The sequence below is a fragment of the Embleya sp. NPDC050493 genome (assembly GCF_044458105.1).
In the GTDB taxonomy this organism is placed as follows: domain Bacteria; phylum Actinomycetota; class Actinomycetes; order Streptomycetales; family Streptomycetaceae; genus Embleya.
The window spans coordinates 175,438-188,685 of record NZ_JBITHP010000019.1 but is presented as its reverse complement, the minus strand read 5'-3'; the positions used below and the strand labels follow the sequence as shown (position 1 = coordinate 188,685).

The following is a 13,248-nucleotide window of genomic DNA, read 5'->3' as shown; positions in this document are numbered from 1 at the left end:
AAGGCTGGTCGCGCCGTACCCCGCGCGACAAACAGGTCCCGCGCCGCCGCGATGATCCTCTCGCGGGTGAACCGCGAGCGCTCGGCCCGCTTGTCGGGACGCTTGACGTCCTGCCTGTCGGATCCCTTGACCGCGTCCATACCGGGAGTCGGTATCCGGAGTCCGACATTGGAGCTGGACTCCAGATTCTTGAAGGGGTAGTGATGAGTGAGACTCGAACGCCTGCGGAACTCGACCAAGAGGCATCGGTGCGCCGCGTGTTGGAGGACTTCTACCGGGACGGCAAGCCGCCGTGGGGCAGCGACATCACCCCGCCCGAGCTGGTGGCCCTGATAGAGGGGCCCGGTGCGCTGATGCCGGGCCGGGTCCTCGAACTCGGCTGCGGCACCGGGGCCGACGCCGTGTACCTGGCCCGGCACGGCTGGCGGGTGACGGCCGTCGACCTGGTCGACCGCGCGGTCCGGCAGGCGAGGGAGAAGGCCGACGCGGCCGAAGCGGACGTCACCGTGCTGTGCGCGGACGCGTGCCGACTCGACGAGGTGGGCGCGCCCGTACGGGTCAGCGCCGATTCGCGACCGGTCACCTCCAGGGCGGCGAGCGCCCGCGCGATGCCGAAATCGATCCCCCGCGGCCCGTCGACGGTGACCAGGACGTTCGTCGGTTTGAGATCGCGATGGACCAGCCCTGCGCCGTGGATGGCCCGAAGGGCGCGGGCGAGGCGGTGGGCGAGCACACGTACCGAGTGTTCCGGCAGCGGCGCGAAGTCCTCGGAGGCCAAGGTGCGCGGGTCCGGACCGGGTATGTGCTGCGTGGCGACCCGGGGAACGGCCGCATCGGTGTCCGCGTCGAGCACGACTGCGGTCCACAAACCCCGACGCGCCGCGCGGCGGCCACCTCACGCGCGAACCGGCGCCGAAACTCCGGTACTTGGGCGCAATCGTCGTGCACGAGCCTGAGGACCACGGTACGCCCGCCCTCGGACCGCCCCGGAAACACCCGGCCCATGCCACCCCCGCCGAGCCGGCCCACAAGCAGGTACACCCCGATACGCGATGGATCGCCGACACCCGGTGGCCTCACGTCGCCCCGCTCTCCCCATCGCCGTGAACGCAGGTCGACCTACCCCAGGGTGTGAACCACAACGCACCAGGCCGACGCCCGCTCGTCCGGCGCTCCGCCGCCCGACGGTCGGCGCGATCGAGAAGAGCCGCTACCGGAACATGCGGGAGCTGCGTCCGCGTAGCGGTGGGACGGTGAGCATCCGAATGCTCTTCCCGCGGAGCGAGTGGCAGTCGAGGACGAGGGGTGACGTGCGTTGACCGGCCGTCGGGAGGCGACAAGGAAGATGCGCCGGACTCCTGTCGCGCCGTCAGGTCGGTTTCAGGGCTGCCGCCAGGCCGTTCAGCCGCAGGCGGGTGGCGCCGCGCAGGTGCGGGAGGTCGTGCTCCGGCTCTGCGGATGGCGCGAGGAATGCCGCCTGTTCGGTCCAGAGCAGGCGTGTGCCGCTGTTGTCGGGGTGCAACTCGACGGTCACCAGTGAGGCCCAGCGCCGGATGCCGTCCACCGCGGAGGTGTAGGTGTAGACGATCCTTGCGTCCGGCACGATGTCCAGGTACCGGGAGGCGTATTCGAGCGTCTGGGGCGCCGTCCCGACCGCCGTGTAGCGGCTGGATGCGGTCTCGCCGCCGTCCACGGCGAAGTCGTGTCGGGCCGACACCGTACGGCCCGGCAGCCTGAACCAACGTGCGCGGAGCGCTGCATCGGAGAAAGCCTCGAAAACCGCGTGCGGTGGTGCGGCGACCGTGCGGGTGATCGCGAAGGTGTCGTGGCGGATTGTTCGAAGTTCGGCGGCGTCTTGGACGTCACCGGCGAAGTCCGGAGCAGCTGGTCCCATGGCCATGGTTTCCTCACGTCGTGTCCTGGCGGGGTCGGACGCCCGGCATTGGTTACTGGTCGTATGTAACGTGGGCGCCGGGGTCGTGATCAAGACCTCGAGTACACGCACTTGTATGTCGGTTACGTACCTGGAGGGAACGATCCATGGACGCCACGCTGCGTTCGCGCTTGGAGGCCGCCGGGGTCGCGCCGGAGTGCATGACCACCATCGAACTCGTGCGGGACGTACTCGCGCGGGTCGGAGACAAGTGGACTGTCCTGGTGATCACGGCGCTCGCCGACGGGCCGCTGCGCTTCACCGCCCTGCACGAGCGCATCGCGGGGGTGTCGCAACGCATGCTTGGCCGGACGCTTCGTTCCCTCACCCGCGACGGTCTGATCACGCGGACCGCCTACGCGGAGGTGCCGCCTCGCGTCGAGTACGAACTCACGCCTTTGGGCCGTTCGTTGGGCGACGCCGTCGCCCACATGGTCGGTTGGGTGCAAGAGCACCAGTCGGCGATCGCGCGGAACCGCGAGGCGTTCGACGCGTCTTGACAAAGCCCACCGACGTCCACGGGTAGCACCGTATGGCCGGCGGGAGTTGGCCCCCTTCGAACCGCGTCGTCCCCGGCAATGGTTGGTGGTGGTGCCGCCGGACGAGACCGACAGGTGCGGAGGGTTGCCGGTGTCGCCGGCGGATCGGCACGCCGGATCACTCGCACACTCGCGTTCCTGCTCTGCGGTTGTTGGGTTCTACGTCATACGCCGACCGACCGGGCCTCGCCGGCGCTCCTGTTCGCGTGGGGAGCGGGCGAGGCCCGGTCGATGCCGTCAGGTGGTGTATCCGCCGTCGACGGCGAGCGAGGTGCCGGTGATGAAGCGGCCCCCGGGGCCGGCCAGATAGGCCACGGCGGCAGCGATGTCCTCGGCGTGGCCGTAGTGGCCCAGGGCGGTGAGGGAGCGTTGGAATCCGGACGTCTCACCGTCGGCCGGGTTCATGTCGGTGTCGATGGGCCCCGGGTCCACGACAGTGGCGGTGATGCCTCGCGGGCCCAGCTCCCGGGCAAGCCCGTTGGTCAATCCGACGAGTGCGGACTTGGCGGTCGCCTGGAGCACGAAGTGCTCGCCGGGGACCCGGCCGTTGAAGCACGACCCTATGCTGATGATGCGGCCGCCGTGGCCCATGTGCCGGGCCGCGGCCTGCGCGGCCAGGAAGACCGACCGGATGTCCACGGCGAGCACCCGGTCCAACTCGTCGGCGGACACGTCGGCGAGAGGACCGTGCGTGAGGAAGCCCGCATTGTTCACCAGGACGTCGATGCGCCCCAGTTCCCGCACGGTCCGTTCGACCGCCTCGGCCGCCGCGTCCGGAGCGGCCAGGTCGGCCTGGATGACGGCGGCCCTGCCGCCCCCCGCCTCGATCCGTTCGGCGACCTCGTGCGCCCGGTCCGCCGCGTTGACGTACGTCAACGCCACCCCGGCTCCCGCGCCGGCCAGCCGCTTCGCGATCGCCGCGCCGATCCCGCGGCTGCCGCCGGTCACGAGCGCCACCTTGCCGCTCAGCTCACGCATGAGTACCTCCTCCATGGACAATGTGCCCGGTGTCCCGGCAAGGTAGAACCTGACACCAGTGTCAGGTTCAAGTCGTCAGGCGAGGTCGAGGATGCGAATCGGCGAGTTGTCCAAGCGCAGCGGTGTGAGCGAGCGTTCGCTGCGCTACTACGAGGCACAGAAGCTGCTGCACGCCGAACGCACGCCCGGCGGTCAACGGGAGTACGGCGGTTGGGCCGTCGACCGCGTCATACGCATCCAGACCCTCTACGCCGCCGGACTCGGCAGCAAGACGATCGCCAAACTCCTGCCCTGCATCCACGACGCCGACGGCCGTCCGAACGACGCCGCCACTTCCGAACTCCTCGATGAACTCACCGCCCAGCGCCACCGCATCGACCGCGTGATCACCGACCTCGTCCGCTCCCGCGACGTCCTTGACGAAGTGATCGCCGCGGCCGCCGACGGCACCGCCGCCCGGTCCTCGAGCGCACATCGACGCTGAGCGATCGGCAGCCGCTGCCCGTTGGATGCCTCGACAACGTCTCCGGTGCCATCGAACCCGCGAAGCGGCGGGTCGCGCGGGCCGCAGGGCCGACCGCCCGCGACGCCGCAGCCATCACCGGCGCGGGGGCCCTCCCCGATCGCACCCACCCGACGCCGAGCCGAGGCGTCAGGCACGTGGCGATGCCGCGGCATCGAGGAGGGTGAGCGATGCGGACAGGGCGGTGGCGGAGGCGTCCGGGATACCGAGGTGGTCGGCTACCACGGTTGCGCCTTCCAGGATGACCAGGAGTTGCAGGCCGAGGGCGTCGGGGTCGGAAGCATCGGAGGCGCGGGCAATGCCGTTGAGCAGGTCGCGGTAGCCGGTCAGGTGTCGTGCGGCGATCCGGTCCGCGGGGGCGGTGTGGCGCTGCGTCGCGGCGTTGACGATGGCGCAACCGCGGAAGCCGGGGGTTGCGTACCCCATGCCCAGGGCGTGGAAGACGGCAGCGATCCGGGCCTTCGAGTCGGGTCCGGCTGCCGCGGCGGCGTCGGTGATCCGGGCCTTCGAGTCGGGTCCGGCTGCCGCGGCGGCGTCGGTGATCCAGGCGAGGACACCTCTCGATCGCTTTTCCGGGATCGCCTCGATGAGGCCGTCCTTGGAGCCGAAATGGCGGTAGCGGGGTTCCTTGGAGATTCCTGCCGACGCGCACAGTTCGGCTACGCCGACGCCGTCCAAACCACGCTCGTACAGCAGTTGGGCCGCAGACTCGGCGATCATCTCGCGGGTGCGCACCGGGTCGAGTGAGGCGCCTTTGGGGACGGACACGACATTGATGGTACCGATCGGTTCGATGACGTGCTAGCGTCCGTCGGCGTGAGATCGAACCGCTCGGTTCCATCAGTCGTCGAGGAGGCACCCATGCCGTCGGATCCGCTCGTGAACGACCCGTCTTCGTCACTCGTGCCGCACGCCGTCAACGTCCCCGTAGCGTTCGACAGTTCAGGGCAGCTGCTCCTGGGAGTCCTGCACACCCCGGCCGGCCCGGGACCGCATCCGATCGTCGTCCTCCTGCATGGATTCCCGGGCAACGAACGCAACTTCGACCTGGCACAGGTGCTGAGTCGCGCCGGATACGCGGCAGTGGTCTTCCATTACCGGGGTTCCTGGGGAATCGGGGGCACATGGACGTGGAGCCACGTCCTGGAGGATGCGAAACGGGTCGTGGACGCGGTTCGAGCCGCCGACTTCGTCGCCCGCCACCGGCTCGCCCCGGACCGTGTCGCCGTCGTGGGGCACAGCCTCGGCGGATTCGCCGCGCTGCGCATCGCGGCCGCCGACCAGGACATCGCGGCGGTCGGATCGATCGCCGGATTCGACCTGGGCGCCGCGGCCGGCGCCGCGGCACTCGACCCCGAAGCGCGTGCCGGCTACGTGGCGGCGTTCGCGGACTCACTGCTGCCGCTGACCGGGACGAGCGGCGAGGCGCTGGTCGCCGAGATGGAAGCGGCCGGGGACGACTGGGCGTTGGCCCGGCTGGCGGAACCGTTGGCCGACCGCCCCGTCCTGCTGGTCGCCGGCTCGCGCGACGATGTCGCTCCGACGGCGCTGCATCACGAGCCCCTGGTCGCCGCCTATTTGATGCGCTCGGTGACCGCCTTGGAACACGCCATCTTTCCGACCGACCATGCGTTCTCCGACCACCGCGTGGCGCTGGCCCGCACAGTCCTGGCGTTCCTGAACCGGCACCTGCGGGCGGCGAGGTGATCGCCGCATCACTGCGCCTGGCCCTGGGCACGACAGTGGCTCTCGGGTTCGCGCGGTTCGGCTACGGCCTCGTGCTGCCGGCGATGCGCGTCGAGCTGGGCTGGAACCTGGCCGAAGCCGGGCTGCTCACCACGGCGAACGGCCTCGGATACCTGCTCGGCGCCGCGACCGCCGCGACCGCCGTGCGCCGCTGGGGCAGTACCGGCACGTTCCGCTCCGGCATGGCCGTGTGTTCGCTGTCCCTCGCCGCGACCGCGATCGGCGGCGGATTCGGCGTAGTGGCGGCTGCACGGGTGGTTGCCGGGTTCGGCGGCGCGCTGGTGTTCGTCACCGGCGGGGTGATCGCTGCCCGGAATGCGGAGCGCACGGGATCGACGTTGCCGATAGCGGTGTACTTCGCCGGGACCGGCGTCGGCATCGCGGTCAGCGGCATCCTCATCCCTGCGTTGCTCGCCGGAGCGCCCGGGCGGTGGCCGCTCGCGTGGCTCGTACTGGCTGCGGCATCGGCAGTGTCCACCGCGGCGAGTTGGGGCGCGGCGCGGACCACCGATCCGTTGCCGGCCCCGCGAGGGGAAAGGAGTCGGCGCTCCCTCGCGCCGTTGTGGCGGCCGGCCGTGGCATACCTGCTCTTTGCGGCCGGATACATCGCCTACATCACCTTCCTGTCCACCACGCTCGTCGGACGGGGCGCCGGGAGTGTCGAAGTCGCGTTCACCTGGGCGCTGTTGGGTGCGGCGGTCGTCGCAGCCCCCTGGATGTGGCGGGGAGTCTCGGCGGCGTCGCCGCCGGGACGGGTGCTGGCCATGTTGCTGGCCGTGATCACGGCAGCGAGCTGCCTCGCGCTGGTGAATTCGGGCGGTCCTGCCGTCGCCCTGGCATCCGCGACGGCGTACGGTGCGGCCTTCATGGCGGTACCCGCAACCGTGACAGCCCTGGTGCGATCGGCTACCCCGCCCGAGGACTGGTCCCGCGCACTCGGGAGTTTCACAGTCCTCTTCGCGGTCGGGCAGACCGCGGGTCCGTGGGTGGCCGGAGCCATCGCCGACCGGACCGGGCCGAACGCGCCGCTGGTTTGGACGGCGGCGTTGTGCGCGCTCGGCGCCCTCGTCGCGGCCGGCGGCAGCGCGGATCGGCCGGCCCTCGCCGAGCGCGCCTGAGGGTCCGCGGCCCCGACGGATGGCACCGCCCGAAACCGGGGAGGTGGCCCCCGGCCAGGGCACGACTGATCCCACCGAAACGCGGTATCGGCAGCCCGCCTTACCGCCGCGCGAGGCCGCGCGAGGCCCGCGCGCACGACGATGCGATCGAACCGCGCAGCTGCATGGGGGCTACCGCGCAGCTGCGTGGGGACTGACGGCCTCGGCGCACAGCCGCCCCGCCGAGGCCTTTCCGCGTGGCCGGGAGCAGCAACCACGAAGGACCGTGGTCAGCACGTGGCAGGCGTGGTCGCGGCAACTCGTGGGGTGTTCGGCAAGGGTTTCGCCTTCGCCCGCTCACCTGGCGAGGAGGTCGCGAATGGCCGCTGTGACCTCGTCGGGGCGTTCCTCGGGGAGGAAGTGTCCGCAGGTCGGGATCCGGGTGTGCAGACGCGGAGCGGCTGGGCATCGCTCCGAATGCCCTCTACAGCCACGTGGCAAGCAAGAACGCATTGCTGGACGCGCTGCTCGACGACGTTCTCGACCAGGTCGAGATCCCCGACGAGGAGGCGCCGGGCGGCCGGCCCTTCCCGGCCGGGCTCGCTCAGTCGTCGTCCAGTGCCCTCAGGGCGAGTTCCGCGACCGCGCGCAACTCCTCGCGGCTGCGCCCCGCAGCGGCTTGCACGGCGATTCCGTCGGTGAGCGTGTGAACGAACCGAGCGAGCGTCGCGGCGTCCGTGCCGCCGGGTAGGCTCGGCGCCTTCTCCAGGCGCCGGCGCAGCGCGGCTTCGCCGGCCTTGCGACGGCGGATGGCGTCGTCGCGCACCGACAGGGCTTCGGCGCCGCCCGCGTGGACGCCTTTGACGGTGAGGCACCCGTGCGGCGTGCTCGTGCCGACCGTGAGGTCGATGTTGCCGAACACGAGGCGTTCGACGACGGCGCGGACGGTGGGCTCGTCGAGCGCGTCGGCGGCGAAGGCGCCGGGACCCGCGAAGTAGCGGTCGAGCGCTTTGGCGAAGAGTTGTTCCTTGTTGCCGAAGACGGCGTACAGGCTGGGCTTGTTGATGCCCATCGCGGCGGTGAGTTCGGTGAGCGACGTGCCTTCGTAGCCTTGACGCCAGAACAGCTCCAGCGCGCAGTCGAGCGCCGTCTCCGGATCGAAGGACCGCGGGCGTCCGCCTGGCATCGCATCCTCCCTCGCTTTTTTGTACCAGTCGGTACCTTACCGCTTGCGCGGATGCCCGACACTCAGTTGAATACCGATAGGTACAAAACTGGGAGGCAGTCATGATCAGGGTCGGCGTCGTCGGAGCGAGCGGATGGGCGTCCGGCACGCATCTGCCCGTGCTCACGCAGTTGCCGGAGTTCCAGGTCACCGCCGTAGCCACGACCAGCCGGGCCAGTGCGGACCGCGTCGCCGCCGAGTACGGCGTGCGGCACGCCCTCACCGACGCGGGTGCGCTGGCCGGACATCCGGAGGTCGACCTCGTCGTGGCCTCCGTGAAGACGCCCGCGCACGCCGGGGTCATCTCCGCCGCGCTGGCGCACGGCAAGCACGTGGTCTCGGAATGGCCGCTGGGCGTGGACCTCGGCCAGGCGCGCGAGTTGGCGGACGCGGCGAACCGGGCGGGGGTACGTCACGCGGTCGTCCTGCAGGGCCACCATTCACCGGACGTGCGATTCGTGGCCGACCTGATCGAGGAGGGGCGGATCGGCAGGCTCGAAGCGGCGGTCATGGTCGCCGACGGCGATCCGTTCGGCGGGCCGACGATACCCGCGGACCTGGTCTGGACGCTGGACCCGGCCGCAGGCACATCGATTCTGCCGATCATGGCAGGGCACTTCCTTGCGACACTGGAGCGGATCGCGGGGCCACTCGTCGAACTCTCCGCGCGGCTGCCCGGCATGGGCCGGCCGGTGCGCATCGCGGGCACCGCCGAGGATGTCGTCAACCCGCACTCCCGCCACGTGTTCCTGCAGGGGCGACTCGCCGGCGGCGCGGAGGCTTCCGTCACCGTCCTCGGCGGGGATCGGCCGGGCCGGGTAGGGTTCTCGATCCGGCTCGTCGGCTCGAGGGGCGCACTGACGGTCGCCCCGCGGCAGCGTGGCGAGTACATGCACTGGACCGACTGGGATATCGAGATCGACGGCGACCACGTCGCCGTTCCGGACACTTACCACGCGGTCCCTGCCGGGATCCCGCGCGGCCCTGCGGCCAGGATCGCCGCACTGTACCGGGACTTCGCCCGAGCTCTGGCAGAACAGCGGCGCCCCCGACCGGACTTCGCCGACGCCGTGCGCCGGCACGGCGTGCTTGCTGCGATCCAACGATCGGCGGCGAGCGGCACGCTTGAGCGAATTGCCGTGGAGTAGGTCCGGGACCAGGCCCCAGGGGCGGGCTCAGGGACGGGTTCAGGGGCGGGGTCAGGGACGGGGTCAGGGGCGGGGTCAGGGACGGGTTCAGGGACGGGTTCAGGCGGCGCCTCGCTGGAAACTGCCGCGAACGCGGCAGTTGACGCCGCGTGCCGAGGCCCCGCACCCGTCGCTGCCCACGAGACCCGCATTGTCATGGCGTCGTTTCGCCGGGGGCGACGTGTCCGCGACCGCGGTCGGAGTCCGATGAGGCGCCCATCGGTTTCCCTCCCCCTGGTGACGGCGACAATGTTCGTCGACGTCGGCATGCCGGCGCCATGCTGGATCGCTCTCCCGATCGGCGGGTCGGCCGACCGCCGTGCCGCGGACACGCTGTCGTTGTGACCGCACACGGTCCCCGGCGGTGGCTGCCGGGACGAGCGGGGCACCAGGATCACGGGCACACGCCTCAAAACGTCACGACGATCTTTCCGGACAAGCCGCCCTCGAGGAAACGTTCGTGTGCGGCTTTGATTTCGTGGAGACCGAACACGGAGTGGACGCGTGGGCGCAACGAGCCGCGATCGACGAGCCGACTCAGTTCGCTCAGCCCGTCACCGTCCTCCCGCACCTGGTGGACCGTCGTACGCACACCCCGGGAGGACACGTCAGGGACCACTCCCGCTTGGGTGGCGATCGAGGCGTACCGGCCACCGTCCCTGACGGCGTCGGTAACGAAGGCCCCGAACGTGTCGAGGACCGCGTCGTAACTGCGATTTTCGAACCTGCCGGGATCGGTGGCGACCAAGGCGGCACCGTGGTCGCGCACGAGGGCGACCTGCCGATCCCGCGCGACCAACGCATCGACTTCGGCTCCCCACGCGCGAGCCAGCTGCACCGCCAATCCTCCGACCGCACCGGCAGCACCGGTGATCAGCAGCCTCTGGCCGGCGGACACCTCGAGCCACCGAAGCGTCTGCAACGCCGTGAGACCGGGAAGCGGCAATGTCGCGGCCTGCACGAGGCTGACCGCCTGCGGCGCCGCAGCTATCGCCTGCGCGGGAAGCGCCACCAGATCAGCCCAAGTCCCCCGCCCCGAGCCGAGTTGGTGCGACATGGCAATCACGCGCTCCCCAACCCGCCACCCGCTGTCGCCCCCGTCAACCACGACGCCGGCCAAGTCCCAGCCGAGGACCGTCGGCAAGGGTGGAGTGCCCTCACCGATGACACCCGCCCGCGTCTTGTCGTCGACGGGATTGATGCTGGTGGCCACGGCACGGATGAGCACGTCGCCGGCAGCCGGTACCGGAGGGGCGGTCTCGACAATGCCGAGGACGTCAGGGGTACCGAAGCGATCAATCTCGATAGCGCGCACGAACTGCCCTTCGCGTGAACACACGAACCACGACCAACGCGTGGTGCAACCTGCCTGGTGATCCGGAGATTCCTGCCTCCGGACCCGTTTTCGCCCCGCTGCGACGACGGCGCCCGGGGCAGCGCGACCCCGGTTCGCTCCTGCCAAGCCCCCGGCCGACGTGCTGACGAGTCGACGTCCCGGGCCGAACCGCGATGGCCGGCCCGGGACGAGACGGGGGCCTTCACGCCACGCACGCACCGACGGGCACATCCTCGCCACCAACGCCGTGCCCCGTACCCTCACCACTACGGCGGACTCGCCATCCGACCGACCCTTAGCGCGACCGCGGGCCGACCTCTTCGCGGGCAGTGCGCAGGTGCGGTCGTCGCAGGAATCGGAGCAAGTGGGCCACGACCGCAGCGGGTTGTTCCTCGGCAAGGTAGTGGCCGCTGTCCGCCACTTCGACAATCTCGAGATCGACGGCACGCGGCACGAGCACCGGCTCCAGGATGGCACGGGTACCCGCGCCGCCACCGAGGGCCAGCACGGGAACGGTCAGCGGGGCGTAGGCCTTGCCGTGCTCGATGTCAGTGGCCAGCGTGCGGTACCAGCCATTGGCGGCGCGAATCGCGTCCTCGTCGGCGTACGCGCGGGCGTACACGTCCCGGTCGTAGTCGGTGACGGCGGCGGCATCGGCGGCGAGATAATCGATCATCCAGTCGATCAGAAAACGGGAGCGACCGGCGATGAGGCGTTCGGGCAGTCCGGGCACCTGATTGAAGGCGAACCACCACAAGAACCTGCCGGGCGCGGCGTTGATGTCCCCGTCGACCTGGTGTCGTCCGGGCACCGGCAGCAGGGAATACCCAAAGAACCGGTCGTCCGGGGGCGCGATGTCCAGCAGCGCGATGCGGCGGGTCGCGTCGGGATGGTTGGCAGCGAAGGCGTACGCGACCATGCCGCCGATGTCGTGGCCGACGAGGTGGACGGCGTCGTAGCCGAGATGGCGCACCAGCCCGCGGATATCCGCGGCCATGGTCTTCTTGTCGAATCCACCGCACGGCTTGTCCGACGCCCCCATGCCGCGCAGATCGACGGCGACGACGCGGAAGTGCTCGGCAAGCGCGGGCATCACCTTGTGGAACTGCCACCACGTCTGCGGCCAACCGCCCAGCAGCAACAGCGGATCGCCGGAGCCGCCCGCCACGTAGTGCAGCCGGACCCCATCCACCTCGGCGTGGCTGCTGACGAAGCCACCCTTCAGCGAACGGGCCAGATCAACGTCGGAAATCCGGGAAGTCATGCCACCTCTTGGTTGTCGGGTACTTTGCCGCGTTGCCGCGTTGCCGCGTTGCCGCGTAGCCGCGTAGCCGCGTAGCCGCTTGCGCGACGGGAGGGCCGCGTAGGACTGAAGATCAGCCCCGGTAAGCCGGTGTGCTGCCGGGGCCAATACGCGCGCGACCTCGGGCAGCGTGCCGACCACGCGGCCGGCGGGAAACTCGACCTCGTCGGAGTCCGGTCGTACGGTGGTCGACGGCGACCACGAGGTAGCCGTACGAGGCCGGTTCCTCCACGGTGACCGTGTTGAACGCGCGATCGTGCGCCGGCCCGGACGGCCCGGACGCCCCGGGCAGGACAAGCCGGACTGCCGCCCGGCGCGGAGACGAGACCTCGGCGACGGCTGCGGCAGCCCGGGCCGTCCTCGGCAATGCAGCGGGACCGAAGGCGCCCAGACCGCCCGCCGGCACCGAACGTCGCGGAACACGGAGATGCCCCATGGGAACCAGCCTTTCTTGGCGTCCCGTCAGCATAAACGGCAATGTCAACGCGATTCGTGTCGGCTTCGGAATTCGGCGCGATGGCCTCCGGAAACGGATACCCGAACGCATGGCGGTTCCCCGGACGACCGTTACTGACATGAAAGTGCGTCATGGCGGCGCCTTGATCAACAGGGCTCGCTCCGGTTTTATGGGCTGGGCGATGGGCGTACACCGCAGACACCGTGACCTCGGCGTTTCACCCGAAGCCAAGGGCCCGAAGCCAAGGACCCGAGGCCCGTGGCTACTTCTCGAAGCCGAGAATGGCCGGCCTCGCTGTGGTGATAGTGGGTTCCGGCATTTCCCGTGGCATTTCTTCGGTCGCACGTGCGGCCGAATAAGCTAACGGGTCAACGAGGCCGGCTATTGACCCGGTGAGGCAGCTCGCGTTGAACTCACGCTGTTCTTCCTGCCCTTGGTCACCGAATGAATGCCGGGTCTCTGATCGCCCAGGGCTGGACCGCCCGCGACCCGGGAAGCGTCCTCCACCTCTCCCCGCAGCGCATTTCCAACTCGCGCCCCGACAACCCGCGCGGCCCTCCCCCGGCTACCCGAGCAGACGACGGGCGGGCAGCGTCCCCGGCAGCCCCCATCGGGCCGCCGGGGGCGTACGCGTTGCGGCCATGATGAGGCTCACCCGTTTTTCCCATACCTGCTCGATCTTGTTCCCCGGTGGGCAGGCCGTTGGACGACCGGGGCTGCCCGCCTCCTGAAGGTGAGATCCTGTCCACTCCGTCCACAGGCTTCGTTCCCGGGGCCGGGACACGGCACATCGGACAGGATCCGGCTCGGCCCGGCAGGGACGCATCGCACCTGTCAGGCGTTCGGTCCGGCCCGGTCGGACTCGGTCGGACTCGGTCGGCGTACCGGGCGAGGGTGACTGCGCCGGTCAGGACGAGGCCGATT

11 protein-coding genes and 2 pseudogenes are annotated in these 13,248 nt (G+C 70.4%); 6 read left to right on the top strand and 7 right to left on the bottom strand.

What is annotated here, in order from left to right; all coding sequences use genetic code 11:
* Positions 1-203: 203 nt before the first annotated feature.
* Positions 204-479: pseudogene (locus ACIBM5_RS31030) on the top strand (class I SAM-dependent methyltransferase); the annotation flags it as partial.
* Between the two features lie 170 nt (positions 480-649).
* On the opposite strand, the pseudogene ACIBM5_RS31025 reads toward ACIBM5_RS31030, so the two are convergent.
* Together ACIBM5_RS31025 and ACIBM5_RS31020 are read right to left on the bottom strand one after the other, a co-directional pair.
* Positions 650-733: pseudogene (locus tag ACIBM5_RS31025) on the bottom strand (hypothetical protein); the annotation flags it as partial.
* A 636-nt stretch (positions 734-1,369) separates the two neighbouring features.
* Positions 1,370-1,894 carry an SRPBCC domain-containing protein gene (locus tag ACIBM5_RS31020; protein ID WP_396009870.1) on the bottom strand — a complete coding sequence of 175 codons (525 nt, stop codon included), beginning with the start codon at positions 1,892-1,894 and terminating at the stop codon, positions 1,370-1,372.
* Between the two features lie 146 nt (positions 1,895-2,040).
* Between ACIBM5_RS31020 and ACIBM5_RS31015 the strand changes: the two genes are divergently transcribed.
* Positions 2,041-2,433, top strand: coding sequence for a winged helix-turn-helix transcriptional regulator (locus tag ACIBM5_RS31015; RefSeq protein ID WP_396009869.1), 393 nt, complete (start codon positions 2,041-2,043; stop codon positions 2,431-2,433).
* A 276-nt stretch (positions 2,434-2,709) separates the two neighbouring features.
* Here the strand turns inward: ACIBM5_RS31015 and ACIBM5_RS31010 are convergent, their stop codons facing one another.
* Entirely contained in the window at positions 2,710-3,450 is a 741-nt protein-coding gene (locus tag ACIBM5_RS31010) for an SDR family NAD(P)-dependent oxidoreductase (RefSeq protein ID WP_396009868.1), read from the bottom strand.
* A 91-nt stretch (positions 3,451-3,541) separates the two neighbouring features.
* Between ACIBM5_RS31010 and ACIBM5_RS31005 the strand changes: the two genes are divergently transcribed.
* Positions 3,542-3,934, top strand: coding sequence for a MerR family transcriptional regulator (locus ACIBM5_RS31005; RefSeq protein ID WP_396009867.1), 393 nt, complete (start codon positions 3,542-3,544; stop codon positions 3,932-3,934).
* A gap of 168 nt (positions 3,935-4,102) precedes the next feature.
* On the opposite strand, the gene ACIBM5_RS31000 is transcribed toward ACIBM5_RS31005, so the two are convergent.
* Positions 4,103-4,741 (bottom strand): TetR/AcrR family transcriptional regulator, encoded by a 639-nt coding sequence (locus ACIBM5_RS31000; RefSeq protein WP_396009866.1) that lies wholly within the window; start codon positions 4,739-4,741, stop codon positions 4,103-4,105.
* A gap of 93 nt (positions 4,742-4,834) precedes the next feature.
* On the opposite strand from ACIBM5_RS31000, the gene ACIBM5_RS30995 reads away from it, so the two are divergent.
* Both ACIBM5_RS30995 and ACIBM5_RS30990 read left to right on the top strand, forming a co-directional pair.
* Entirely contained in the window at positions 4,835-5,680 is an 846-nt protein-coding gene (locus ACIBM5_RS30995) for an alpha/beta hydrolase family protein (protein WP_396009865.1), read from the top strand.
* Positions 5,677-6,837: a YbfB/YjiJ family MFS transporter gene (locus ACIBM5_RS30990; RefSeq protein ID WP_396009864.1), complete on the top strand. Its 1,161-nt coding sequence runs from the start codon at positions 5,677-5,679 to the stop codon at positions 6,835-6,837. Before ACIBM5_RS30995 ends, ACIBM5_RS30990 begins: the two co-directional genes overlap by 4 nt.
* Before the next feature lie 583 nt (positions 6,838-7,420).
* Here the strand turns inward: ACIBM5_RS30990 and ACIBM5_RS30985 are convergent.
* Positions 7,421-8,002, bottom strand: a complete 582-nt coding sequence (locus tag ACIBM5_RS30985; protein WP_396009862.1) for a TetR/AcrR family transcriptional regulator — start codon at positions 8,000-8,002, stop codon at positions 7,421-7,423.
* A gap of 101 nt (positions 8,003-8,103) precedes the next feature.
* Between ACIBM5_RS30985 and ACIBM5_RS30980 the strand changes: the two genes are divergently transcribed.
* Positions 8,104-9,189 carry a Gfo/Idh/MocA family protein gene (locus ACIBM5_RS30980; protein ID WP_396009861.1) on the top strand — a complete coding sequence of 362 codons (1,086 nt, stop codon included), beginning with the start codon at positions 8,104-8,106 and terminating at the stop codon, positions 9,187-9,189.
* 448 nt (positions 9,190-9,637) lie between these two features.
* Here ACIBM5_RS30980 and ACIBM5_RS30975 read toward each other — a convergent pair whose 3' ends face one another.
* Both ACIBM5_RS30975 and ACIBM5_RS30970 read right to left on the bottom strand, forming a co-directional pair.
* A complete protein-coding gene (locus ACIBM5_RS30975) occupies positions 9,638-10,543 on the bottom strand; it encodes an NADP-dependent oxidoreductase (RefSeq protein ID WP_396009860.1) in 906 nt (301 codons plus the stop codon).
* Positions 10,544-10,859: 316 nt separating this feature from the next.
* The gene (locus ACIBM5_RS30970; protein WP_396009859.1) at positions 10,860-11,828 is read right to left on the bottom strand and encodes an alpha/beta fold hydrolase; all 969 of its coding nucleotides are present in this window, start codon (positions 11,826-11,828) and stop codon (positions 10,860-10,862) included.
* Between the last annotated feature and the right edge of the window lie 1,420 nt (positions 11,829-13,248).

Bases quoted from the DNA above. Each gene is read 5' to 3' on its own strand.
- ACIBM5_RS31020 (WP_396009870.1), bottom strand. From the start codon at position 1,894: ATGGGACCAGCTGCTCCGGACTTCGCCGGTGACGTCCAAGACGCCGCC.
- ACIBM5_RS31015 (WP_396009869.1), top strand. From the start codon at position 2,041: ATGGACGCCACGCTGCGTTCGCGCTTGGAGGCCGCCGGGGTCGCGCCG.
- ACIBM5_RS31010 (WP_396009868.1), bottom strand. From the start codon at position 3,450: ATGCGTGAGCTGAGCGGCAAGGTGGCGCTCGTGACCGGCGGCAGCCGC.
- ACIBM5_RS31005 (WP_396009867.1), top strand. From the start codon at position 3,542: ATGCGAATCGGCGAGTTGTCCAAGCGCAGCGGTGTGAGCGAGCGTTCG.
- ACIBM5_RS30995 (WP_396009865.1), top strand. From the start codon at position 4,835: ATGCCGTCGGATCCGCTCGTGAACGACCCGTCTTCGTCACTCGTGCCG.
- ACIBM5_RS30985 (WP_396009862.1), bottom strand. From the start codon at position 8,002: ATGCCAGGCGGACGCCCGCGGTCCTTCGATCCGGAGACGGCGCTCGAC.
- ACIBM5_RS30980 (WP_396009861.1), top strand. From the start codon at position 8,104: ATGATCAGGGTCGGCGTCGTCGGAGCGAGCGGATGGGCGTCCGGCACG.
- ACIBM5_RS30970 (WP_396009859.1), bottom strand. From the start codon at position 11,828: ATGACTTCCCGGATTTCCGACGTTGATCTGGCCCGTTCGCTGAAGGGT.